The sequence below is a fragment of the Umezawaea sp. genome (assembly GCF_057122925.1).
Genome location: NZ_DBNGPQ010000155.1, coordinates 1 through 23,711, shown reverse-complemented (window position 1 = coordinate 23,711; position 23,711 = coordinate 1). Strand labels below are relative to the sequence as shown.

Below are 23,711 nucleotides of genomic sequence, written 5' to 3'. Positions count from 1 at the left end.
GGCCTCCGGCGCGGGAGGCCCCCTCTTCTCGTCCACGGGGTCAGCCGAGCTGGGAGACGACCCAGTCCACGGCCTTCGTCAGCGTGGTGACGTCCTCGGGCTCGATGGCCGAGAACATCGCGACGCGGAGCTGGTTCTTGCCGAGCTTGCGGTACGGCTCGACGTCGACGATGCCGTTGGCGCGCAACACCTTCGCCACCACGGCGGCGTCGACCTCATCGGTGAAGTTGATCGTGCCGACCACGTTCGAGCGGTGGTCGGGGTTTTCGACGTACGGGGTGGTGTACGCGGTCTTCTCGGCCCAGGAGTACAGGCGCCGCGCGGAATCCGCGGTGCGCTCGGCCGCCCAGGAGAGGCCGCCGTTGCCGTTGATCCAGTCGATCTGGTTCGCCAGCAGGAACAGCGTCGTCAGCGACGGCGTGTTGTAGGTCTGCTCCTTGGTGGAGTTGTCCAGCGCCGTCGGCAGCGACAGGAACTCCGGCACCCAGCGGCCGGACGCGCCGATCTCGCCGACCCGCTCCAGCGCAGCCGGGCTCATCAGCGCGATCCACAGGCCGCCGTCGGAGGCGAAGTTCTTCTGCGGCGCGAAGTAGTAGACGTCCGTTTCGGACACGTCGACCGCGAGGCCGCCCGCGGCGGAGGTCGCGTCGATCGCGATCAGCGCGCCGTCGGAGCCCTCGGGACGCCGCACCGGGGTCGCGACACCGGTCGAGGTCTCGTTCTGCGCCCAGCCGACGAGGTCGGTGCCCGCCTCGTAGAAGATCTCCGGCGCGGAACCCGGCTCGGCCTTCGTCACGTGCGAGTCGGCGAGGAAGGGGGCGTCGTTGGTGACCTTCGCGAACTTCGAGGAGAACTCGCCGTTCGTGAAGTGCTGCGCCCGCTCGCGGACCAGGCCGAACGCGGCCGCGTCCCAGAACGCCGTGGTGCCGCCGTTGCCGAGCACGACCTCGTAGCCCTCGGGCAGCGAGAACAGTTCGCGCAGGCCGGAACGGACCTGGCCGACCAGGGACTTCACCGGCTTCTGGCGGTGCGAGGTGCCGAGCAGCGCGGCACCCTCGGTCACCAGGGCCTGCAAGGCCTCGGGACGCACCTTGGACGGACCGCAGCCGAACCGGCCGTCGGACGGCTTCAGGTCGGCGGGCACGATCAACGTGGTCGGATCGGCGGTCTGGGTCATGTCGACGCCTCCGGGGGCGGGTTCAGGGGACTGCCTGACCGGCGCCGTTGCCGGGGGTACAAGTGTTGCAGCCGGGTGGCCGGCACGTGACGTCCGGGTGTCCCTGGTCACTCATCCGAGCACGCCGAGCGCCATGGCGGTGGTCACGGCGGCCGTCCGGTCGGACACGCCCAGCTTGCCGAACGCGCGCAGCAGGTGCGTCTTCACGGTCGCCTCCCCGATGAACAGCTCGCGCCCGATCCCCGCGTTGGACAAACCCCGTCCGACCAGCCGCAACACCTCGACCTCGCGGGCCGACAGCGCAGGTCGCACCGGGGTGCGGACCCGGCCGACGAGCTTGCCGACCACGGACGGCGCGAGCACCGTCTCCCCGCGCGCGGCGGCCCGGACCGCGGCGACCAGCTCCACCAACGGGGAGTCCTTGAGGAGGTACCCCGCCGCCCCGGCCTCGACGGCCCGGAGGATGTCGCTGTCCGTTTCGTACGTCGTCAGCACGACCACGCGACTCCGGGAACCCGAAGCGACGATCCGCGCCGTGGCCGTGGCACCGTCCACACCGGGCATCCGCAGGTCCATCAGCACCACGTCGGGCGGGTCGACCGCGACGAACTCGACCGCCTCCGCGCCGGAGGACGCCTCGCCCACGACGGTCAGGTCCGCCTCGGCGTCGAGCATCGCGTGCAGCCCCTGCCGCACCACCGGGTGGTCGTCCACCAGCAGCACCGTGATCACCGCGGCACCCGCACCGTCAGCGCCGTGCCCCGCTCGCCCACCACGTCCAGCGTCCCGCCGACCTGCTCCGCCCGCGCCCGCATCCCGCGCAGGCCGAACCCCTCCGCGCTGCTCCCGAGCCCGCGCCCGTCGTCGCGCACCGACAGCCGCACGAACTCCTCCTCGAACGCCAACTCGACCTCCACCTCGCTCGCCCCCGCGTGCTTGCGCACGTTGTGGAACGCCTCCTGCGCCGCCCGCAGCAGCACCACCTCGACCGACGTCGGCAGCGCCGCCAGCTCTCCGGTCGTCCGGTGCCGCACCACGACGCCCGCCTCCTCGCCCAGCCGTTCCGCCTGCCTGCCGATCGCCTCCACCAGCGTGGACCCGCTCAGCGCGGCGGGAGCCAGCGCGGCGACCAGCGTCCGCGCCTCCACCAGGTTCTCCCGCGCGGTCCGCAGAGCCAGGTCCAGCAGCCTCGGCGCCCCGACCGGGTTGCCCTGCGCGGCCTGCACCAGCGTGACGATGCTGGTGAAGCCCTGCGCCAGGGTGTCGTGGATCTCGCCGGACAGCCGTTCCCGCTCGGTCGCCGCGCCCGCCGCGCGCGACAGCTCCGCGTTCAGCTCCTGCGACCGCCGGAGTTCGGCCACCAGCTGCTCCTGCTCCCTGTTCTTCACCTGGATCGTGGTGATCACCCAGGCGAAGACCTGCGACAGGACGATGATCAGCAGCACGATCGGCAGGAAGTCCGCCAGCCGGTCGTGCCTGCCGAACAGGCCGATCCACGGCAGGAACGAGAGCACCGCCACCGGGGCGAGCGCCCACCGCAGCGGCAGCACCAGGTAGAACTGCGGGATCACCGCGAACAGCAGGAACGCCGCCGACGGCGTCAGCCACAGGGCCACCAGGAACAGCGCCGCCACGACCGACAGGTAGGGCACGGCCCGACCCGGCCGGTACTCGTGCCGCCACGTCGCGGCGCCCGGTCCGAACCGGAACTCCCAGGCCGCGCAGACGACCACCAGCCCGGCCGCGCCCAGCCGGTGCGGCAGCGGCGAAGCGCTGATCAGCACCATGACCGCGGCGACCAGGTAGGCCGCCGCGGCCATCCGCCGCCACGGGTCGATCACTCGTCGGTCCACCGGAAGGTCACCAGGCACAGCCCCAAGCCGACCACGCACCACGCCCCGAGCACCAGCGCGGTCGTCCCGTGCTCCCAGGTCCCGGCCATCTCCAGCGCCGCGGCCCCGTCCGGCAGGAACACCGACCGCATGCCCTGCGCGATCCACTTGAGGGGGAAGAACGACGCCACGGTCACCATCGCCGCGGGCAGCGCCACGATCGGGTTGATGAACACGCCGGAGATGAACTGGAGCCCGATGTACGGCAGGTTCATCACGGCGGGCGCGCTGCGCGCCGACCTCGCCACCGCGCTGGCCGCGATCCCCAGCAGCGAGCACGAGACCACGCCGAGCCCGAACACCCACGCGAACACCAGCCACCGCGCCGGGTCCGTCGGCAGCTCCACCCCGTGCAGCCCGACGCCGACCGCCAGCAGCAGCACCACCTCGGCCGCGCTCGCCACCGCCACCAGCGCCAGCTTGCCGAGGAAGTACGCCGCCACCGGCATCGGCGTGCCGCGCAGCCGCTTCAGCGTCCCGTCCTCGCGGTCGTTCGCCACGCTCACGCCGAGCGTGATGAACGACGTCGAGATGATGCCCGCCCCCACCATGCTCGCCGTGAAGACCTGGCTCATCGACACGTCGCCGGGCAACGCCCTGCCGCTGAACACGCTCCCCAGCAGCACCAGGATGAACGCGGGCAGCGCGAACGTGAACACGACCGCGTCCCTGCGCCGGAAGAACTCCCGCAGTTCGAGGCGGCCCCGCGCCGCGCTGGTGGTCGCCGTGCTCACGCGCGTTCTCCGATCAGGTCCAGGTAGACGTCTTCGAGGGTGGGACGCGACACCACCAGCTCGGCCGGTTCACCGTGCCGGGCGAGTTCGGCGATCAGCAGCGCGGGCTCCGCGGTGCGCCGCACCTGCGGCCCGTCGGACCCGAGCCACCGCACCGTCGCCTCGGCCGTTGCCCGGCCGCCCAACGTCGTCGGCGCGCCCTCGGCGACGATCCGCCCCCGCGCGATCACGGCCACCCGGTCGGCCAGCGCCTCGGCCTCGTCCAGGTAGTGCGTCGTCAGCAGGATCGTCGTGCCCTCGTCCGCCAGCAGCCGGATCAACCGCCAGAACCGCCGCCGCGCCTCGGGGTCGAACCCCGTCGTCGGCTCGTCCAGGAACAGCAGTTCCGGCCGACCGACGATCCCCAGCGCCACGTCCAGCCGCCGCCGCTGCCCGCCCGACAGCGTCCCGGCCCGCGCCGCGGCCTTCCCGGTCAGCCCCACCAGGTCGATCACCTCGTCGGTGGCGCGCGGGTCCGGGTAGTACCCGGCGAAGTGCGCCACCGCCTCCCGCACCGTCAGCTCGGCCGCGTCCTTCGAGGACTGCAACACGATCCCGATCCGCGCCCGCCACGCCCCCGACGGCCTGCCGGGGTCCTGCCCGAGCACCAGCACCTCACCACCGTCCCGCCGCCGGTGCCCCTCCAGGACCTCCACCGTCGTGCTCTTGCCCGCCCCGTTCGGCCCGAGCAGCGCGAACACCTCACCCGACCCGACGTCGAGGTCGATCCCGTCCACCGCGACGGCCCCCCGGTAGGCCTTCCGCAGCCCCCTGACCCTGATTGCGCTCATGGGACGAGCCTCGCGTCCCCGGAGCGTTCCGGGGACGACCTGACGACGGACCGCCGGTGTCCACCGATCGGTGGACACCGGCGGGCATCGGGCTTCCGCACGAGTTCGGGTGACTCCCACCCCGTTCGGATCAACGCAGGTGGTTTCGACGCGGTGGGTAACCACGAGCAGGCAGAAGATTGGTCCGTCCGAGATGACCGTCATGCGAGACGATAGTCGTTTCGACGGCCAGGAGGTCGAGGTGCACCAAGTTCTCTTCCTCGTGAGTGTGCTCACCGGAGCAATGGGCTTATGCCTGGTGCGCTGGGGTGGCTCAAGGCGATCACCACGCTCGTCGATCGGGCCGGCGAAGTCTTCCCAACGCCAGGTGACAAGGAAAGTACCGAGAGAAGTATTCGAAGCGGCGGAATCCGATGTGGAACGGACAAGGCCACCAGCGCCCCCGCCAGCGGAGACGCACGCCGACCGTCGCGTTTCCAAGCCACAAGGCTCGCCGCCGTCGGATGCGGGGTCCATCTCCGCGAATGACTTCCCACCCATGCCGGTGGACATCCTGTCGATCCTGGGTAGCTTGGCGCCGCGCAACGACTTTCCGCGGTTGCCGGAGTCGATGTTCGCGCACGGGGACGAGGTCCGAGTGCCTGGCAGGTGCAGGGTCGATCTTCAGCACGGTGTTCCGCCATTTCCGCCTGGACTCCCCTCCTGGTCGCCACCACGTCGCCTTGCGGGAAAACTGGGCCTTTCGCGAAAACCACTGCGCATCATCATCGTCGTTGATCCGCTGAAATCCGAGCCGGAGGACCTGCTCGGCTCGGGTCGCCGGAAGAAGGTCAGGCTCCGAACCGTCAAACTCGCCGTCCTCGGCGACGACAACAGGACGGTGACTTCCACAAACTACGTGATCCGAAAGGTGGAGGTCGAGCTGAACGGCTTCTTCGACGACCTTTCGCCCTCATCGCGGCGGGCGTTGGGCAGACTCGTCGAGTCGCCGGACGATCGTGGTGCGAATCGGGAGTTCCGCGGCAGCCTGCCCGAGCCGCCGAAGGTGAAGATCCCTGCGAGGCAGGAGCGAACGCTCGCCGAGGACGAGGCGGTGGAACTCGGACTTTGTGATGTCGTGGTGCAGGGCGATGGCAACAACGTCAGCAGCAAGAGTCGTCACGTGATCAGCAAAGCGGACATGCCGCTCGGTGTGTTGTTGAAAAACCATCCAGAACTGGCGAAAAAGTGTGCCATGGCGCTCGCGGATCCAGAACTTCGCACGGACTTCGCCAACGAAGTGGAGAAAATTGCGAAGGCAGGTGACGTCGTGGGTTGGCTCGAAGATCGCGTCTTGACGCCCCGGCTGCCATCGCCTCGCCACCAAGTGGATTCTGCGGTGATCGGCCATAATTCGACGTTCTCGAACAAGTCGAACGCACGCATACGCGCTGTTGAAGCTGGCGGCATGCGCTCTTTGCCTGCCCCAGGGGACCCGAGGAATCCTGGGTCGGCCATCGATGGAATCGCGAATCGTCGAGATCGTTTTTGATGTACTTACTATAGGAGGCTGGTGTGCGTTCTCTGGCTTGGCGTACCGCGGCGGCTCTGCTGGTCACGGGTTTGATCGTGTTCCTGGTCGTCGAAGGACTTGAACGAGCGGATCAGTGGGCGAGTGTGTTCGCGCTCTTCGTCGCTCTCGCCGCGACCACCGCTTCGATCGTGGGTAGAACCACGAGTGGGCAGAGCCAGGAACCTTCACACAGGACCACCCAGATCGGCACGGTCCACAACTACGTCCAGGGTGACCGCAACCGGGTGCGCATCACCTACGACTGATCGGTGGACACCGGCGGGCGGAATTAGGCCACCCGGCGCACCAGCACCTGGGGGACGATGGGTGTTTCGACAGGTCAGGGGCTGGCCGTGCACTACGTTCTCTTCGCCATCAGCGCGTTGGCGGGAGCGGCGGGTTTCGCGCTCCTGCGGTGGAGCGCGTCGCGCGAACAGCCCGCCGCGCCGGGGGCGGGCACCGAGCCCGCGCCTCCGCCGGTGGTGCCGGAGCCCGCCACCGAACGTCCGCCGCCGCCGAAACCGCTGCGGATCACCGTCGTCGTCGAACCGGCCGACCGGGAAGAACCTGGTCCGACGATCACGCTGCCGCCCGTCCACCTCGCCGTGCTCGGCGACCACGGCCCGAAAACCCCCACCACCTACCTCATCGAGCGCGTGCAGGTGGAGCTGAACGACTTCTTCGACGGCGTCACGGCGACACCCCGGCGGACCGCGGCCGACCTCCGCCACTGCGACGTGGTGGTGCGCACCGACGGCCCCCACAGCAGGCAGGTGGTCACCAGGGCGGCCATGCCCGTGGCGGTGCTGGTGGAGGACGAGGCCCTGGTGGAGACGTGCGCCCGCGCACTGGCCGACCCGACCCTGCGCCCGGCGTTCGCCGACCAGGTCGTCGAAGCCGTGCGCGAGGGCGGTGTGCTCGGGTGGCTGGAACGGCACGAACGGGCGCTCAGCCCGCCGCGGAGGACACGCGGACCCGGCGGACCGACGCCCGCCCACGACCTCCGACCGGCCACCGAACACCACCGGACCTGAGCCCGCACCGCACGGAGCCGGACCTGATCCCCGCACCGCACAGAGCCGGACCTGAGCCCGCGCCGCGGAGCCGGGCCTGATCCCCGCACCGCACAGAGCCGGGCCTGAGCCCGCGCCGCGGAGCCGGGCACGATCCCGCTCGGCTCGGAGCCGGACCTGAGCCCGCGCCGCGGAGCCGGGCCTGATCCCGCTACGCGGAGCCGGACCGGACCCCGACCCCGCGCGGAGCCGGACCTCGCCCCCACCCCGCGCGGAGCCGGGCCTGACCCTCACGCCGGGCGCAACCGCCCGAGCAGGCCAGGCCCGCCCGCTACGCGATCGTGTCCCAGCCCTCGACGGCCTCCGGGCCGCGGGGTGCCGGGCCCACGTACTTCGCGGACGGCCGCACCAGCCTGCCGGTGCGCTTCTGCTCCAGGATGTGCGCGGCCCACCCGGCGGTGCGGGCGCAGGTGAACATCGCGGGCATCATGTGCGGTGGCACCTGGGCGAAGTCGAGGATGACGGCGGCCCAGAACTCGACGTTGGTCTCGATGGCGCGGTCGCTGCGGCGCTCCCGCAGTTCGGCCAGCGCGGCCTGCTCCAGCGCCGCCGCGACCTCGTACCGCTCAGCCCCGAGCTGCTGGCAGGTCCGCCGCAGCACGCGGGCGCGGGGGTCCTCGGCCCGGTACACGCGGTGCCCGAAGCCCATCAGGCGGTCGCCGCGGTCGAGGATGGCGGACACGACGGCCTTCGGGTCGCCGGTCTTCTCGACCTCGTCGATCATCGGCAGCACGCGGGCGGGTGCGCCGCCGTGCAGCGGGCCGGACATCGCGCCGATGGCACCGGACATGGCGGCGGCCACGTCGGCGCCCGTGGAGGCGATGACCCTGGCGGTGAAGGTGGACGCGTTCAGGCCGTGCTCGGCGGCGGAGACCCAGTAGGCGTCCAGCGCCTGCACGTGCGCCGGGTCCGGCTCGCCGCGCCAGCGGGTCAGGAAGCGCTCGGTGACGGTCGTGCACTCGTCGATCCGCGACTGCGGGACGGCGGGCCTGCCGATGCCGCGCGCCGACTGGGCGGCGTAGGACAGGGCCATCACCGACGCGCGGGCCAGCTGCTCGCGGGCCACGTCCTCGGGGATGTCCAGCAGCGGCTGGTAGCCCCAGATGGGGGCGACCATGGCCAGCGCGGCCTGCACGTCCACCCGCACGTCACCCGTGTGCACGGGGATGGGGAACGACTCGGCGGGCGGCAGACCGGGGCCGAAGCGGCCGTCCACCAGCAGCGCCCAGACGTTGCCGAAGGTCACCCTGCCGACCAGGTCCTCGATGTCGACCCCGCGGTAGCGCAGCGCGCCGCCGTCGCGGTCCGGTTCGGCGATCTCGGTCCGGAAGGCGACCACGCCTTCGAGTCCTGGACGGAATCCGTCCGAGTCGTCCTTGGCTTCCTGCACCACCTCGTGCACGCCTCCTCCACAGACAAAACGCGGTGCGGCAACACTGCTCCCGGATCAGGGGTTCGGCAATCGCGCCGGGCGGTGTCTTGGGTCACGATCCAGTCAACGATTCAGACCAGGTCGCCCGTTCGGGTTGGTTAACGGCCTGTTTCGGGAGCCCACACCGAACGGGTCAGGTGATAGACCATGACCCATGCACCTCACACCCCACGAGCGGGACAAGCTCCTCGTCCACGTGGCGGCCGACGTGGCACGCCGGCGGCTCGAACGCGGGGTGCTGCTGAACTACCCGGAGTCGGTCGCGCTGATCACCGACCACGTGCTCGAAGGCGCGCGGGACGGCCGGACGGTGAGCGAGCTGATGCACAGCGGGCGCGCGGTGCTCAGCCGCGCCCAGGTGCAGACCGGCATCCCGGAGATGATCGAGTCCGTGCAGGTCGAGGCGACCTTCCCGGACGGCACCAAGCTCGTGACCGTGCACGACCCGATCAGCTAGAGGGGGAGCGGTGCGTCCAGGAGAGATCATCCCCGGCGCCGAGCCGGTGGAGCTGAACCCCGGCAGGCCGCGGACGGCGCTGGTCGTGGTGAACACCGCGGACCGGCCCGTGCAGGTCGGGTCGCACTACCACTTCGCGGCGGTCAACCCCGGTCTGGAGTTCGACCGGGAGGCGGCGTGGGGGCAGCGGCTGGACGTGCCCGCGGGCACGGCGGTGCGCTTCGAACCGGGCATCGAGCGCGAGGTCGTGCTCGTGCCCATCACCGGCCGCCGCGTGGTGCCCGGTCTGCGACCGGAGTGGGCGGGAGAACTGTGACGCACATCGACCGCGCGCGGTACGCCGAGCTGTTCGGGCCGACCACGGGAGACCGGATCCGCCTGGCGGACACCGACCTGCTCATCGAGGTGACCGAGGACCGCAGCCGGGGCGCGGGCGCCGGTGACGAGGTGATCTTCGGCGGCGGCAAGGTGATCCGCGAGTCGATGGGCCAGGGCGTGGCCACCCGCGCCGAGGGAGCGCCCGACCTCGTCATCACCGGCGCCGTGATCCTCGACCACTGGGGCGTCGTCAAGGCGGACGTGGGCGTGCGCGACGGCCGGATCGTCGGCATCGGCAAGGCCGGGAACCCCGACGTGATGGACGGCGTCGACCCCGCGCTGGTGATCGGCCCGTCGACGGAGGTGTTGGCGGGCAACGGGAAGATCCTCACGGCGGGCGGCATCGACTGCCACGTGCACTTCATCTGCCCGCAGATCGTGGACCAGGCGCTCGCGTCCGGCCTCACGACCCTGGTCGGCGGCGGCACCGGTCCGGCGGAGGGCACGAAGGCCACCACCGTCACGCCCGGCGCGTGGAACCTCGGCCGGATGCTGACCGCGATGGACGGCATGCCGATCAACGTGATGCTGCTGGGCAAGGGGAACACGGTCCGCGACGACGCCCTGCGCGAGCAGCTCGTCGGCGGCGCGGGCGGGTTCAAGCTGCACGAGGACTGGGGCACCACGCCCGCCGCGATCGACGCCGCGCTGCGCATCGCCGACGAGTCCGGCGTCCAGGTCGCGATCCACACGGACACGTTGAACGAGGCGGGTTTCGTCGAGTCCACCCTGGACGCCATCGGCGGCAGGTCGATCAACGCCTACCACTCCGAGGGCGCGGGCGGCGGGCACGCGCCGGACATCATCCAGGTGGTGTCGGAGCCGAACATCCTGCCGTCGTCGACGAACCCGACCCGGCCGCACACGATCAACACCCTCGAAGAGCACCTCGACATGCTGATGGTGTGCCACCACCTCAACCCGTCGGTGCCGGAGGACCTGGCGTTCGCGGAGAGCCGCATCCGGCCGACCACGATCGCCGCCGAGGACGTGCTGCACGACATGGGCGCGATCTCGATGATCAGCTCCGACTCGCAGGCCATGGGCCGCGTCGGCGAGGTCATCATCCGGACGTGGCAGACCGCGCACGTGATGCACGGCCGCCGCGGCGAGCTGGAGACGAACCTGCGCGCCCGCCGGTACGTCGCCAAGTACACGATCAACCCGGCCATCGCGCACGGCATCGACCAGGAGGTCGGCTCGGTGGAGGTCGGCAAGCTGGCCGACCTCGTGCTGTGGGAACCGAAGTTCTTCGGCGTGCGGCCGTCGGTCGTGCTCAAGGGCGGCTTCATCGCGTGGGCCGCGATGGGCGACGCGAACGCGTCCATCCCGACGCCGCAACCGGTCCTGGCCCGCCCGATGTTCGGCTCCTACCCGAGCGCCGCCGCCGCGAGCAGCGTCCACTTCGTGTCGCAGGAGGCGATCGACTCGGACCTGGCCGGACGGTTGAACCTGATGCGGACGATGCTGCCGGTGAGGAGCACCCGCCGCGTCGGCAAGGCGGACATGCTGCTCAACGACGCCATGCCGAGGGTCCGCGTCGACCCGGACAGCTTCGCCGTGCACATCGACGGCGACCTCGTCGAGCCGCAACCGGTGACCGAGCTGCCCATGGCCCAGCGCTACTTCCTGTTCTGATGGACGTCTCCGGACTGCTGCTGGCGGACTCGCGGTTCCCCGGCGGCGGGCACGTGCACTCCGGCGGCCTGGAGGAGGCCGCCGCGCGCGGGCTCGTGACGGGCGAGGCCGACCTGGCCTCGTTCCTGGTCGGCAGGCTGCGCACGGCGGGGGAGCTGGCCGCCGTGTTCGCCGCCGCGGCGGCGAGCGCCGTCCTGCGCGGCAGGACCCACTGGCTCGAACTCGACGCCGAGCTGGACGCCCGCACGCCCTCGCCCGCGCAGCGGAAGGCGTCGCGGGCGCAGGGCAGGGGCACGGCGCGGGCCGGTCTGAGGGCGTGGCCGTCGCCCGCGCTCGACCGGCTGCTCGCCGACACCCCGCGCCCGCACCACCCGGTCGTCCTCGGCGCGCTGACCGCGCTGGCGGGCGGCGAACCGCGCGACGCCGCGCTGAGCGTCTGCTACCTCGCGGTCAGCGGCCCGGCGAGCGCGGCGGTCCGGCTGCTCGGCCTCGACCCCTTCGGCGTCAACGCCGTCATCGCGCGGCTGGCCGCCGAGATGCGCGAGGTCGCCGCCACGGCGGCGAAGACGGCCGACCACGACCCGCGGGACCTGCCCGCACCCGGCGCGCCCGGCCTCGACCTGCTGGCCGAGGCGCACGACCGGCATCACCGAGAAGAGGTGCGTCTCTTTGTCAGCTGACCACGAGCACCCGGTCAACTTCGACCCCACCGACGCGGGGCACGACCCCCATCACCACCACGCGCCGATGGGGCGCGCGGTGCGGATCGGCATCGGCGGGCCGGTGGGCAGCGGCAAGACCGCCCTCACGGCCGCGCTGTGCCGGGCGCTGGGCGACACCGTGAACCTGGCGGTGGTGACGAACGACATCTACACCACGGAGGACGCGGACTTCCTGCGCAGGGCCGGCGTCCTGGCCGTCGACCGGATCGAGGCCGTGCAGACGGGCTGCTGCCCGCACACCGCGATCCGCGACGACATCACCGCGAACCTGGACGCCGTGGAACTGCTGGAGGAGCGCATCCCCGGCCTGGAACTGGTGATCATCGAGAGCGGCGGCGACAACCTCACCGCCGTGTTCAGCCGCGGCCTGGTCGACCGGCAGATCTTCGTGGTCGACGTGGCGGGCGGCGACAAGGTGCCGCGCAAGGGCGGTCCCGGCGTCACCACGGCCGACCTGCTGGTGATCAACAAGATCGACCTCGCGCCGCTGGTGGGCGCCGACCTGGTCGTGATGGCGGCCGACGCGCACCGGATGCGCGGCGACCTACCGGTGATCAGCCAGTCGCTGGTCGAGACGCCGAACGCGCCCGACGTGGCGGGCTGGGTCCGGACCCAGCTGCACGACTGCACCGCGGTGGCGGTCGGTTGACCCCCGCCCTCCGCGCGGCGGGCCGCGGCGGGAGCGGAGCCGAAGACCGGTTCCGCGCGGGCTCCGCGCGTCCCGACCCGCGAGGCCGGTCGGTCGCCCGCGCTCGCGCGGGTGGCCCGGTCGGTGACGGCGTCGCGGCAGTGCGGGCGGCACCGTGAGGGCGCGGGCCCGCCTGGTGGTGGAGCGGGACGCCGACGGCCGCAACGTCGTCCGCGACCTGCGGTCGATGGCGCCCATCACGCTGGTGCCGCACCGCGGTCGCGTGAGGTCCGCGAACGAGCCAGCGCTGGTGCACCTCGTCAGCTCGGTGACCGCCCCGCTCGGCGGCGACGACCTCGAACTCGTCGTGGAGGTCGGCGAGGGCGCGCACCTCGTCCTGCGGGGCGTCGCGGCCACGCTGGCGCTGCCCGGCCACCTCCCCGGCGGGAGCCGCGCCCGCGTCCGGATCGAGGCCGGGCCCGGCTCCGCCGTGCAGTACGTGCCGGAGCCGACGGTCGTCACCCAGCGTGCTCGCCACGAGGCCGAGCTGGTCGTCGAACTGGCCGGGAGCGCGCTGCTGCGGACGCGCGAGGTGCTGGTGCTCGGAAGGGCCGGTGAACGGCCGGGGTCGCTGACGAGCAGCGTGCGGGTCCGCCGCGACGGGGGGCCGCTGCTGGCGCAGTCGCTGCGAATCGGCGAGGCCGAACTGGACGCCAGCGCGGCCCACCTGGCGGGCAGTCGCGTGGTCGGTACTGAAGTCCTTTGCTGGGGCGAAGATCCGACCGACGCGATTTCACACGATTGGTGGTCACTCGTTCCGTTGGCGCGTGGCGGCAGCCTCGTGACCTCGCTCGCGAGCGACGCGGTGACCGCTCAAGCCCGGCTCGACGCGGCACTGGATGTTCACCCCGGATGGCGTTCACGTGTCAACTGATCATCTGACTCGATCACGTTCACGATTCCGAAGAGTTGATCACACACACAGTGACCATCCAGGTGGGACGGATCACCAGCCAGGCGGTTCCGTGCGGGCCTCCGAACCCGTACGGTCCCCACCCACGGGGTGCCACGAGTGCCTGCTCTCCCAGGGAGGTTTCGCCGATGTCGGAGACGAATATCGCACTGCCGTCCATGCGCGTGTCGTACGAACAGGGCTCGCTGACGGAGGACGATCTCGCCGCCACGTGGCACGAGCAGTTGCAGCTGTGGCTGGACCAGGCGACCGGTGCCGGTCTGCCCGAGCCCAACGCGATGGTGCTCGCCACGGCGGACACCGAGGGCCGCCCGTCGTCCCGGACCGTGCTCGCCAAGGGCCTCGACGTCCGGGGTCTGGTCTTCTTCACCAACTACACCTCCTCCAAGAGCCACGACCTGATGGCGACCCGCTACGCCTCCGCGACGTTCCCGTGGTTCGCCATGCAGCGGCAGGCGCACGTGCGCGGCACCGTCGAGAAGGTCGGCCCGGTCGAGACCGCCGAGTACTGGAACAGCCGTCCGCGCGGTTCCCAGATGGGCGCCTGGGCGTCGCCGCAGTCGCGCGTCGTGTCGGGTCGCTCCACTTTGGAGAGCGCCCTGCACAAGATCGAGCGCCAGTTCGCCGACTCCGACCGGATCCCGGTACCCCCGCACTGGGGCGGCTGGCGCATCCGGCCCGAGGAGGTCGAGTTCTGGCAGGGCCGTCGTGACCGCATGCACGACCGGCTCCGGTTCCGCCTCGGGCGCGACGGCTGGGAGTTGCAGCGCGTGGCCCCGTGACGTCCGCGACTCCAGCCGCTCACGACTCGTTAGTTGTCCTAAGCTAACGAGTCGTGAGCGGACTGCTGCGCAAGGTCGCCATCGACACCAGGCCACTGAAGATCGTCGCCTACCGCCGGTTGTGGGTCTCGACGATCATCACCGCCGTGGGCAGCCAGCTCACCGCCGTCGCCGTGCCCAAGCAGGTCTACGACCTCACCGGCTCGTCCGGCTGGGTGGGCGTCGCCGCGGCCGTCGCGCTCGTCCCGCTGCTGGTCTTCGGCCTGTACGGCGGCGCGGTCGCCGACGCGGTCGACCGCCGCAAGCTGCTCGTCGTCACCAACGCGGGCATCGCCGCCACCTCCGTCCTGCTGTGGCTCCAGGCCGCGTTCCGCGTCGAGTCCGTGTGGGTCATCATCGCCCTGCTCGGTCTCCAGCAGGTCTTCTTCGCCCTCAACGCCCCCGCCCGCAGCGCCGTCGTCGCCAGGCTGGTGCCCGGTGAGCTGATGGCCTCGGCCGTGGCCCTGAACAGCACCGTCATGACGTTCGGCGCCGTGCTCGGCCCGATGCTCGCGGGCGCGCTGATGCCCCTGGTCGGCCTGTCGACGCTCTACCTGGTCGACGCCGTCCTGCTGACCGCGACGATCTACGCGGTCTGGCGGCTGCCCTCGATGCCGCCGCTGAGCGGCACGTCGCGCCGGGCGGGCGTCCGCGACGTCCTGGAGGGCTTCCGCTACCTCGGGATGCAGAAGCTGCTGCTGGCGTCGTTCCTGCTCGACATCATCGCCATGGTGTTCGGCATGCCGCGCGCCCTCTTCCCGGAGATGGCCGAGAACACCTTCGGCGACCCGCCCGGCGGCGGGCTGGCGCTCGGCTGGCTGTTCGCCGCCGTCCCGCTGGGAGCGATGGCCTGCGGGCTGCTCTCCGGCTGGCTGACCCGGTTGAACCGGCACGGCGCGGGCGTCGCCATCTCGGTCGTCGCGTGGGGCGTGGCCATCATCGGCTTCGGCCTGTCCCGGTCGCTGTGGCTCGCCGTGGTGTTCCTGGCGCTCGCCGGGGCTGCCGACATGGTGAGCATGGTGTTCCGCGGCGCCATCCTCCAGAACGCCGCCACGGACGAGATGCGCGGCCGGATGCAGGGCGTCTTCATCGTCGTGGTGGCGGGCGGGCCCAGGCTGGCCGACCTGCTGCACGGCACCACCGGCGCCATCGCCGGACCGGGTGCCGCGGTCGCGGGCGGCGGGGTGCTGGTCGTGGTGTTCACCGTCCTCGCGGTGCTCGCCCTGCCCGCCGTGTGGCGCTACCGCTACTCGCCCGAGGACACCCCCGAAGCCGTCCCCGAGTCCCGTTAGCGGCTCGGCGCAATCGGCTGAGCAGCCACGACGCCGGTCCGGACGGGCCGGGAAACCTTAAGGAATGCCCAATCCGCGCCGGGTCGACTACCCACCGTTGATGTGATCGGGCACACTCCCGGACCATGGCGGACGCGACGAGCGCACCGGCGCAACCGGAACTGAAACGGGCCATCGGGCCCAAGCTGCTGCTGTTCTTCGTGATCGGGGACATCCTCGGCACTGGCATCTACGCCCTCACCGGCAACGTGGCGGGCAAGATCGGCGGCGCTCTCTGGCTGCCCTTCCTCCTGGCGTTCGTCGTCGCCTTCCTGACGGCGTTCAGCTACCTCGAACTCGTCGGCAAGTACCCGAGGGCAGCGGGGGCTGCCCTCTACGCGAACCGCGCCTTCAAGATCCAGTTCCTGACGTTCATGGTCGCGTTCGCGGTGATGAGCTCGGGCATCACGTCCGCGGCGTCGGCCGCGCTGGCCTTCGGCAGGACCTACCTCCAGGCGGTGCTGCGCGAGTTCTTCTCCGACTCGATCGCGGTGCCCGCGACGCTGGTCGCGATCCTGTTCATCGTCGGGCTGGCCGCGGTCAACTTCCGCGGCGTCTCGGAGTCGGTCAAGGCGAACGTCGTCCTGACCTGCATCGAGCTGTCCGGGCTGCTGATCATCATCGCGATCGGCATCTGGGCGGTCCTCCAGGGCGACGGCGACCCGAGCCGCCTCACCCAGGTCGACCCGGCTCCGGGGCAGAGCGCGATGCTGGCGATCACGTCGGCGACCGCGCTCGCGTTCTTCGCGATGGTCGGGTTCGAGGACTCGGTGAACATGGCGGAGGAGTGCCGCGAACCGGTCCGGATCTTCCCCCGCGCGATGCTCATGGGCATGGGCGTCGCGGCCGTCGTCTACGTGCTGGTGGCGATCACGTCGTCGCTGCTGATCCCGGCCGACGAGCTGGCGAAGGCGGGCAGCGGCGCGCTGCTGAAGGTCGTGACGGTGGGGGCGCCGGGCTTCCCGCTGTGGCTCTTCTCGCTCATCGGCCTGTTCGCGGTCATCAACTCCGCCCTGATCAACATGCTGATGGCCAGCAGGCTGATCTACGGCATGTCGAACGAGCGGATCATCCCGCAGTTCTTCGCCACGGTGCACCCGTTCCGGCGCACGCCGTGGATCTCGATCATCTTCACCAGCGGCATCGCGATCATCCTGGTGTCCTTCGTGGACATCGCCGCGCTCGGCGGCACGACCTCGCTGCTGCTGCTGATCGTCTTCACCATCGTCAACATCGCCGTCCTGGTGCTGCGCAAGGAGAAGTCGGACCACGAGCACTTCAGGGCCCCGACGTGGGTCCCGGTGCTCGGCGCCGTCACGTGCGCGTTCCTGGCCAGCCCGCTCTCGGGTCGGCCGATGGGCGACTACAAGATCGCGCTGTACCTGCTCGGCGCGGGCCTCGTCCTCTGGCTCATCAACTACTTCGTCCACGGCAAGGCCGAGGAGTTCGACCCGGAGAAGCTGTCGAAGTAGTCCGCACCGGTGTGGTCCGGGGGCCGTTCCGCGTCGCGGAGCGGCCCCCGGCTCGTCGCGCTAGAGCTTCTTGCCCATCTGCAACGACCGCACGGCGAACCCGGCCGACCGGTAGAGCGCCTGCGCCGTCGTGTTGTCGCCGAACACGTTCAGGGCCAGCTCGACGGCACCGTGCGCCCGCGCGTCGTCCTCCGCGAGCGCCACCGCAGCCCTGCCGTACCCGCGCCCGCGCACGGCCTCGTCGACCCGCACCAGGTAGATCCACTCGACGCCCGCCCGCCGGTTCGGGCCTGGTCCGAGCCACAGCTCCCCTACGCGGGCGTCCCCGTCGACCACGGCGTGCACCCGGTGGCCCGGCTCGGGGAACGACGCGAACTGCGCCTCGGCGACCTCCCTGGCCACCGACTCGGTCTCGCCCGCCGACACCCGCGCCGCGACGTAGACCTCGAACTGCTCGGCCGCGAACGCGGTGAACTCGTCCTCGGTCATGGGCCGGAGGGACACGGCTCCGATCTCGTCCATGGCCGCAGCCTAGGCCGGGCACCCCACTAGGCTTCGCCCATGCTGGAGATCTCCTACGGTGCCTCGCGGGCCGTGATCGCTCGTACCGGAGCCGGACTTCGATCCTTCGAGGTGGGCGGTGCGCCGTACGTCGAGACCTACGACGAGCCACCGCCGCCGATGGGCTGCGGTTCGGTGCTCATCCCCTGGCCGAACCGGACCGCGGCGGCCACGTGGCGGCTCGACGGCGAGGTCCAGCACCTGGAGGTCACCGAGACCGCGCGGGGCAACGCGATCCACGGGCTGGTCCGGCACTCGGAGTGGACCGTCCTGGAGCACACGGGGTCGCTCGTGTCGCTGGAGACGACCGTGCTGGCGCAGGCCGGGTGGCCGGTGCCGCTGCACGTGACCACGAGCTACGCGCTGGACGACAACGGCCTCACGGTGGCGCACGGGGTGCACAACGTGGGCGACCGCCCGACGCCGTTCGGGGTCGGGACGCACCCGTACCCGAGGGCAGGGCTGTCGGAGAGCGACGACTGCACGCTGGAGCTGGCCGCGACGACCGTGCTGCCGCTCGACGCGGACACGATGGTGCCCAACGGTCCGCCGCGGCCGGTCGGGGGCACGGAGTTCGACTTCCGCACGCCGCGCTCGCTCAGGGGCGTGCACCTGGACACGCCGTTCGGCGGGTGCGAGCCGGGGCCCGACGGGCTGGTGCACCACGAGCTGCGCGGACCGGAGCAGGCCGTCGAGCTGTGGGCCGACGCGGTGTTCAAGTGGGTGCAGGTGTACACGCCGGACTCGTTCCCCGGCCGCGGCCGGGCGGTGGCGATCGAGCCGATGACGTGCCCGCCGGACGCGCTGAACTCCGGGGTGGACCTCATCGAGCTGGCGCCCGGCGAGTCGTGGGCGGCGCGCTGGGGCGTTCGTCCGTTGGCGTAGGACGTCGAATACCGTTAGCGTCGCTAAGTATGAATGTCGCTATCACGGGTGGATATGTCGTCCCGGTCGACGGGGATCCCATCGAGGGCGGGACCGTCCTGGTCCAGGACGGGAAGATCGTCGCCGTCGGGACCGACGTGGAGGTGCCCGACGGCGTCGAGGTCGTGGACGCCGCCGGGTCCTGGGTGCTGCCGGGCTTCGTCGAGGCCCACGGCCACATGGGCGTCCACGAGGAGGGCGAGGGCTGGGCGGGGCAGGACACCAACGAGATGACCGACCCCAACGGCGCCCGGATGCGCGCGCTGGACGCGATCAACCCGGACGACCTCGGCTTCCGCGACGCGCTGTCAGGAGGGGTGACCACGGCCGTCGTCAAGCCCGGTTCGGGCAACCCCATCGGTGGCCGGACGGTCGCGGTCAAGATGTGGGGCCGCACCGTCGACGAGATGCTGATCCGCGAACCGGTCAGCGTGAAGAGCGCGCTCGGCGAGAACCCGAAGCGCGTCTACGGCGACCAGACGAAGATCCCGTCGACCCGGCAGGGCGTGGCCGCGGTCATCCGCGACGCGTTCACCAGGGCGCAGGACTACAGGGCGAAGCGCGAGCACGCGGCGGCGGAGAACAAGCCGTTCGACCGCGACAACACCCTCGAAGTCCTGGTGCGGGTGCTGGACCGCGAGATCCCGTGGAGCCAGCACTGCCACCGCGCCGACGACATCGCCACGGCGCTGCGGCTGGCCGACGAGTTCGGCTACCGGCTCGTCGTCCACCACGGCACCGAGGGCCACAAGATCGCGGACCTGTTGGCGGAGAAGGGGATCCCGGTCGTCATCGGGCCCCTGTTCACCACCCGCTCCAAGGTCGAGCTGCGCGAGCGGTCGCTGCGCAACCCCGGCATCCTGGAGCGCGCGGGCGTCGAACTGGCGATCACCACCGACCACCCGGTGATCCCGATCCACTTCCTGGTGCACCAGGTGACCCTCGCCGTGAAGGAGGGCCTGGAGCGGTCGACCGCGCTGCGCACGATCACCACGAACCCGGCGCGGATCTCGGGTCTCGACGACCGGGTCGGCTCGCTCAAGCCCGGCCTCGACGGCGACGTGGTGATCTGGTCCGGCGACCCGCTCGACGTGCTCAGCCGCGCGCTGAGGGTGTTCGTCCAGGGCCGCGAGGTCTACACGTTCAACCACGCCACCGGCGTCGGTGACGTGGTCGACCCGTTCTACCAGGACACCGTCTAGAGCTTGCGGAGCGCGCGGCCGATCACCAGGCGCTGGATCTGGTTCGTGCCCTCGAAGATCTGGAGCACCTTGGCCTCCCGCATGTACCGCTCGACCGGGAAGTCGCGGGTGTAGCCCGCGCCGCCCAGCACCTGCACGGCGTCGGTCGTCACCCTCATCGCCACGTCCGTGGCGACGAGCTTGGCGATCGACGCCTGCCGCTGGAACGGCAGTCCGCGATCCCGCCGCCGCGCCGCCTCCAGGTAGGTCGCCCGCGCGGACTCGACCCCCGCCGCCATGTCGGCCAGCAGGAACTCCAGGCCCTGGAACTCGATGATCGGCTTGCCGAACTGCGTGCGCTGCTTGGCGTACGCGACGGCCTCGTCCAGCGCGGCCTGCCCGAGGCCCACGGCGCACGCGGCGATGCCGAGGCGGCCGGAGTTCAACGCGTCCAGCGCGATCTTCAGCCCGTCGCCCTCGGCGCCGATGAGCCGGTCGCCGGGCACCCGCGCGTCCTCGAAGCTCAGCTGCGCGGTGGTGGATCCGGTCAACCCCATCTTCCGCTCGGGGGCCGCGGCGGTGATGCCGGGGCCGTTGTCCACCAAGAAGCACGTGATGTCCTTTTCGGACGTTCGCGCCATCAGCGTGTAGAAGTCGGCCGCGCCCGCGTGGGTGATCCACGCCTTGGTGCCGTTGACGACGTAGTCGTCGCCGTCGCGCACCGCTCGGGTCGCCAGCGCGCCCGCGTCGGAGCCGGCGTGCGTCTCGGACAGCGCGTAGCCGCCGAGCAGGTCGCCCTCCAGCAGCGTCGGCAGCCAGCGGTCGCGCTGCTCCGGGGTGCCGAACGTGGCCAGCGGGTACGCCGACATCACGTGCACGGACACGCCGACCGCGACGGACATCCACGACGACGCGATCTCCTCAAGGGCCTGGAGGTACACCTCGTACGGCTGCTCGCCGCCGCCGAACCGCTCCGGGTAGGGCAGGCCCAGCAGGCCGGACTTGCCGAGCAGGCGGAACACGTCGCGCGGGAAGCGCTCCTGCTCCTCGGCCTCCGCCGCGCGGGGCTTCAGCTCGTCCCTGGCGATCTCGCGGACGAGCGAGATCAGGTCCTCGGCCTCGGTGGTGGGCAGCAGGCGTTCGGCGGGCATCGACGACCTCCGTTGAGTACTGGTAGCAGTACTGTAGGACGTACCCCAGTACTACTCCTAGCCGTGTGGGACAGTTCGCACCATGACCTCGATGGTCCGCAGGCCGCTGACGGGGCGGCAGACCGAGCTGCTCGCGCGCCTGGAGGCGCTCGTGCTGGCCGAGGGGTTCGCGCACTTCACGCTGGACGACCTCGCCGCCCGCCTGCACTGCTCGAAGTCCACGCTGTACGCGCTCGCGGCCAGCAAGGAGCAGCTCGCGGTCCGCGTCGTCGGCCGGTACTTCAAGGGCGCGGCCCAGCGGATCGAGGAGCGGGTCGCCGCCGTCGACGACGTCCGGGGCCGCATCGGCACCTACCTCGCGGGCGCCGCCGACGAGCTGCGCCGCGCGTCCGCCCAGTTCATCGCCGACGTGTCCGCGTTCGCGCCGACCCGCGACACCTACGAGCGCAACGCCCGCGCCGCCGCCGAGCGCCTGCGCGCGTTCATCGCCGACGGCGTCCGCGAGGGCGTGTTCCGCGACGTCCATGCGACCCTGTTCGCCGAGATGGCCGGACTGCTGATCGAGGGCATCCAGACGGGCGTGCTGACCAGGAGGGCGGGCGTCACGGACTCGGAGGCCTTCACGGCGCTCGGGGAACTCCTCCTCGACGGGTTGCAGAACGAACGGAGACGCGCGTGATCGTGGTTGCTGGTGAGGCGTTGGTCGACCTCGTCCCGTCGCCCTCGACGGCGGTCGGGCGGTTGGCCGACCTGGTGCCGCGCCTCGGCGGTGGGCCGTACAACGTGGCCATCGCGGCGGGCAGGCTGGGCGCCCCGGTGAGCTTCCTCTCGCGGGTGTCGACCGACCTCTACGGCGACGCGCTGGTCGAGCGGCTGCACGGCTCGGCCGTGCGCACCGACCTGGTGCAGCGCGGCGACGAGCCGACGACGCTGGCCGTCGTCGGCATCGGACCGGACGGGTCGGCGCGGTACTCGTTCTACGTCGAGGGCACGGCCGACCGGCTGGTGACCGACCCCGGCCCGCTCGCCGACGACGTGACCGCCGTGTCGTTCGGCACGCTGTCGCTGGTGCTGGAGCCGGGGGCGAGCGCGTACGAGGAGGTGCTGCGCCGCGAGGCCGCCCGCGGCGCGTTGACCGTGCTGGACCCGAACATCCGCGCCGCCCTGATCCACGACCCCGCCGCCTACCGCGCGCGGTACGCGGCGTGGCTGCCGCACGTCGGGCTGCTCAAGGTGTCCGTGGAGGACGCGAGGTGGCTCGCCGACCTGCCGGAGGACGCGTCCGAGGACGCCGTGCTGGAGGTGGCGCGGACGTGGGCCGCCGCCGGGCCCGCCGCGATCGTGCTGACGAGGGGCGGTGACGGGCTGGCGGTGCTGACCGGCGCCGGTGAGGTGCTGCGGGTGCCGCCGCGCAAGGTCGAGGTCGTGGACACGATCGGGGCCGGGGACACGGTGCAGGGCGCGCTGATCGCGTGGCTGCACCAGCACGGCGCGCTGAGCGCCGCCGCCGTCGGGGAGCTGACCTCGACGCAGTGGGAGGAAGCGCTGACCCACGCGGGCGACGCGGCCGCGTTCACCTGCACGAGGGCCGGGGCCGAACCGCCGTACACCGAGGAGCTGGCGGCGTTCGTGGAGTAGCGAAACGGCTCCACCCCGAGAAAATTCGGGGACGAGCCTCGGCGCCCCGGCGTGGTTGGCCGGGGCACCTTCGGTTCGTCGCGACCCCCACTGGTGAGTGGTGGCCCGATTCCCAAAGCTATCGCTCCCCGATGCCGTTTGTCGTCGCTGGAGCGTGTGACGTGTCATCACTCACAGTGCCGGGGGTGTGCGACGGGTGATCGGACGAGCACGAGAATGGCCTAGCTCTCACCCCCGATGAGGTGGCGAAAGGTGCCGGACGGGCTACCGTGGAGCGCAACGCATCCACGGGTCGGTCGACCACCGTCCGCCCGTGGATCGTGCACGCTGGCCACCGTGCGGATTACGCGATAGTTGCGTGTGATGCCGGTCCCACCTCACGGAATCGGTTCACACCAATGCTGCGAGGCGGTCAGGCCGCCGACTAGCGTGGGAGAACTGACAGGACCCCAACGGGGTGGTGCTGCGGTGCGGAGACCCATATCCGCCTACCGGCGAGTGAGACCTGCACGACCGGTCGAGCCCATGCCGCCACCCCGCCCTAGCGTGAGAGGGACTCTGAATGCCCGACGCGACGACTGCGCCGAACGACACCCGTACCGTCGCGCTGCGCCATGAGGGCGGAGAGCTCGAGATGGATCTGGTGCAGGCCACCGAAGGTGCGCCTGGCATCGAACTCGGGAAACTGCTGGCGAAAACCGGTCTGGTAACACTGGACTCCGGGTTCGTGAACACAGCCTCCTGCTCCTCTGAGATCACCTACATCGACGGTGACGCGGGAATTCTGCGTTATCGCGGGTACCCGATCGAGCAGCTCGCCGAGAAGTCGAACTTCAACGAGGTCAGCTACCTGCTGATCTACGGGGAGCTTCCGACGCAGGCGCAACTGGACGACTTCACGTCCAAGATCAGCAGGCACACCCTGCTGCACGAGGACCTCAAGAGGTTCTTCGACGGCTTCCCGCGCGACGCCCACCCCATGCCCGTGCTGTCGTCGGCGGTCTCCGCGCTGTCGACGTTCTACCAGGACAGCCTGAGCCCGTTCGACGCCAACCAGGTGGAGATCTCCACGATCCGCCTGCTGGCCAAGGTGCCCACCATCGCGGCTTACGCCTACAAGAAGTCGGTGGGCCAGCCGTTCCTGTA

At 71.2% G+C, this 23,711-nt stretch carries 25 protein-coding genes; 17 read left to right on the top strand and 8 right to left on the bottom strand.

Features of this window, described 5'->3' with window-relative positions:
- Positions 1-40 precede the first annotated feature (40 nt).
- From serC to AC156L_RS34775, 5 genes are all read right to left on the bottom strand, one after another.
- Positions 41-1,177 carry a phosphoserine transaminase gene (gene serC / locus AC156L_RS34795; RefSeq protein ID WP_330878137.1) on the bottom strand — a complete coding sequence of 379 codons (1,137 nt, stop codon included), beginning with the start codon at positions 1,175-1,177 and terminating at the stop codon, positions 41-43.
- Between the two features lie 111 nt (positions 1,178-1,288).
- A complete protein-coding gene (locus AC156L_RS34790; RefSeq protein WP_330878136.1) occupies positions 1,289-1,909 on the bottom strand; it encodes a response regulator transcription factor in 621 nt (206 codons plus the stop codon).
- The gene (locus AC156L_RS34785; protein WP_330878135.1) at positions 1,906-3,030 is read right to left on the bottom strand and encodes a sensor histidine kinase; all 1,125 of its coding nucleotides are present in this window, start codon (positions 3,028-3,030) and stop codon (positions 1,906-1,908) included. The genes AC156L_RS34790 and AC156L_RS34785 overlap by 4 nt, the downstream gene beginning before the upstream one ends.
- The gene (locus AC156L_RS34780; RefSeq protein ID WP_330878134.1) at positions 3,015-3,803 is read right to left on the bottom strand and encodes an ABC transporter permease; all 789 of its coding nucleotides are present in this window, start codon (positions 3,801-3,803) and stop codon (positions 3,015-3,017) included. The genes AC156L_RS34785 and AC156L_RS34780 overlap by 16 nt, the downstream gene beginning before the upstream one ends.
- The gene (locus AC156L_RS34775) at positions 3,800-4,633 is read right to left on the bottom strand and encodes an ABC transporter ATP-binding protein (RefSeq protein ID WP_330878133.1); all 834 of its coding nucleotides are present in this window, start codon (positions 4,631-4,633) and stop codon (positions 3,800-3,802) included. The genes AC156L_RS34780 and AC156L_RS34775 overlap by 4 nt, the downstream gene beginning before the upstream one ends.
- A gap of 538 nt (positions 4,634-5,171) precedes the next feature.
- Between AC156L_RS34775 and AC156L_RS34770 the strand changes: the two genes are divergently transcribed.
- The 3 genes from AC156L_RS34770 to AC156L_RS34760 all read left to right on the top strand — a co-directional run bounded on the left by AC156L_RS34770 (position 5,172) and on the right by AC156L_RS34760 (position 7,219).
- On the top strand, positions 5,172-6,164 hold the full coding sequence (locus AC156L_RS34770) for a hypothetical protein (RefSeq protein ID WP_330878132.1): 993 nt from the start codon (positions 5,172-5,174) through the stop codon (positions 6,162-6,164).
- Between the two features lie 23 nt (positions 6,165-6,187).
- Positions 6,188-6,451 (top strand): hypothetical protein, encoded by a 264-nt coding sequence (locus AC156L_RS34765; protein WP_330878131.1) that lies wholly within the window; start codon positions 6,188-6,190, stop codon positions 6,449-6,451.
- Between the two features lie 87 nt (positions 6,452-6,538).
- Complete coding sequence (locus AC156L_RS34760; protein ID WP_330878130.1) at positions 6,539-7,219, top strand: hypothetical protein; 681 nt, start codon at positions 6,539-6,541, stop codon at positions 7,217-7,219.
- Positions 7,220-7,529: 310 nt separating this feature from the next.
- Here AC156L_RS34760 and AC156L_RS34755 read toward each other — a convergent pair whose 3' ends face one another.
- The gene (locus AC156L_RS34755) at positions 7,530-8,660 is read right to left on the bottom strand and encodes a citrate synthase 2 (RefSeq protein ID WP_414719983.1); all 1,131 of its coding nucleotides are present in this window, start codon (positions 8,658-8,660) and stop codon (positions 7,530-7,532) included.
- Positions 8,661-8,844: 184 nt separating this feature from the next.
- Here AC156L_RS34755 and AC156L_RS34750 point away from each other — a divergent pair, with 184 nt between their 5' ends.
- From AC156L_RS34750 to AC156L_RS34710, 9 genes are all read left to right on the top strand, one after another.
- Positions 8,845-9,147 carry an urease subunit gamma gene (locus AC156L_RS34750; RefSeq protein ID WP_330878129.1) on the top strand — a complete coding sequence of 101 codons (303 nt, stop codon included), beginning with the start codon at positions 8,845-8,847 and terminating at the stop codon, positions 9,145-9,147.
- A gap of 10 nt (positions 9,148-9,157) precedes the next feature.
- Positions 9,158-9,463: an urease subunit beta gene (locus AC156L_RS34745; RefSeq protein WP_330878128.1), complete on the top strand. Its 306-nt coding sequence runs from the start codon at positions 9,158-9,160 to the stop codon at positions 9,461-9,463.
- Positions 9,460-11,163: an urease subunit alpha gene (locus tag AC156L_RS34740; protein WP_330878127.1), complete on the top strand. Its 1,704-nt coding sequence runs from the start codon at positions 9,460-9,462 to the stop codon at positions 11,161-11,163. Before AC156L_RS34745 ends, AC156L_RS34740 begins: the two co-directional genes overlap by 4 nt.
- Complete coding sequence (locus AC156L_RS34735; protein ID WP_330878126.1) at positions 11,163-11,843, top strand: urease accessory protein UreF; 681 nt, start codon at positions 11,163-11,165, stop codon at positions 11,841-11,843. Before AC156L_RS34740 ends, AC156L_RS34735 begins: the two co-directional genes overlap by 1 nt.
- The gene (gene ureG / locus AC156L_RS34730; protein WP_330878125.1) at positions 11,833-12,534 is read left to right on the top strand and encodes an urease accessory protein UreG; all 702 of its coding nucleotides are present in this window, start codon (positions 11,833-11,835) and stop codon (positions 12,532-12,534) included. Before AC156L_RS34735 ends, ureG begins: the two co-directional genes overlap by 11 nt.
- 154 nt (positions 12,535-12,688) lie before the next feature.
- Positions 12,689-13,447, top strand: a complete 759-nt coding sequence (locus AC156L_RS34725; RefSeq protein WP_330878124.1) for an urease accessory protein UreD — start codon at positions 12,689-12,691, stop codon at positions 13,445-13,447.
- A 167-nt stretch (positions 13,448-13,614) separates the two neighbouring features.
- On the top strand, positions 13,615-14,268 hold the full coding sequence (gene pdxH / locus AC156L_RS34720; RefSeq protein WP_330878123.1) for a pyridoxamine 5'-phosphate oxidase: 654 nt from the start codon (positions 13,615-13,617) through the stop codon (positions 14,266-14,268).
- A gap of 53 nt (positions 14,269-14,321) precedes the next feature.
- Positions 14,322-15,599: an MFS transporter gene (locus AC156L_RS34715; protein ID WP_330878122.1), complete on the top strand. Its 1,278-nt coding sequence runs from the start codon at positions 14,322-14,324 to the stop codon at positions 15,597-15,599.
- A gap of 125 nt (positions 15,600-15,724) precedes the next feature.
- Positions 15,725-17,110 carry an APC family permease gene (locus AC156L_RS34710; protein WP_330878121.1) on the top strand — a complete coding sequence of 462 codons (1,386 nt, stop codon included), beginning with the start codon at positions 15,725-15,727 and terminating at the stop codon, positions 17,108-17,110.
- Between the two features lie 60 nt (positions 17,111-17,170).
- On the opposite strand, the gene AC156L_RS34705 is transcribed toward AC156L_RS34710, so the two are convergent.
- On the bottom strand, positions 17,171-17,632 hold the full coding sequence (locus AC156L_RS34705; protein ID WP_330878120.1) for a GNAT family N-acetyltransferase: 462 nt from the start codon (positions 17,630-17,632) through the stop codon (positions 17,171-17,173).
- Positions 17,633-17,671: 39 nt separating this feature from the next.
- Between AC156L_RS34705 and AC156L_RS34700 the strand changes: the two genes are divergently transcribed.
- Positions 17,672-18,556, top strand: a complete 885-nt coding sequence (locus AC156L_RS34700; protein WP_330878119.1) for an aldose 1-epimerase family protein — start codon at positions 17,672-17,674, stop codon at positions 18,554-18,556.
- 29 nt (positions 18,557-18,585) lie between these two features.
- Complete coding sequence (locus AC156L_RS34695) at positions 18,586-19,797, top strand: amidohydrolase (protein WP_330878118.1); 1,212 nt, start codon at positions 18,586-18,588, stop codon at positions 19,795-19,797.
- Here AC156L_RS34695 and AC156L_RS34690 read toward each other — a convergent pair.
- Positions 19,794-20,927 (bottom strand): acyl-CoA dehydrogenase family protein, encoded by a 1,134-nt coding sequence (locus AC156L_RS34690; RefSeq protein WP_330878117.1) that lies wholly within the window; start codon positions 20,925-20,927, stop codon positions 19,794-19,796. The two genes, AC156L_RS34695 and AC156L_RS34690, sit on opposite strands and share 4 nt — an antisense overlap.
- Before the next feature lie 82 nt (positions 20,928-21,009).
- On the opposite strand from AC156L_RS34690, the gene AC156L_RS34685 reads away from it, so the two are divergent.
- The 3 genes from AC156L_RS34685 to AC156L_RS34675 form a co-directional block, all read left to right on the top strand.
- Entirely contained in the window at positions 21,010-21,606 is a 597-nt protein-coding gene (locus AC156L_RS34685) for a TetR/AcrR family transcriptional regulator (RefSeq protein ID WP_330878116.1), read from the top strand.
- The gene (locus AC156L_RS34680; protein ID WP_330878115.1) at positions 21,603-22,565 is read left to right on the top strand and encodes a carbohydrate kinase family protein; all 963 of its coding nucleotides are present in this window, start codon (positions 21,603-21,605) and stop codon (positions 22,563-22,565) included. The genes AC156L_RS34685 and AC156L_RS34680 overlap by 4 nt, the downstream gene beginning before the upstream one ends.
- 562 nt (positions 22,566-23,127) lie before the next feature.
- Positions 23,128-23,711 (top strand): citrate/2-methylcitrate synthase (locus tag AC156L_RS34675; protein ID WP_484407630.1); only part of this gene is annotated, 584 nt, incomplete at its 3' end.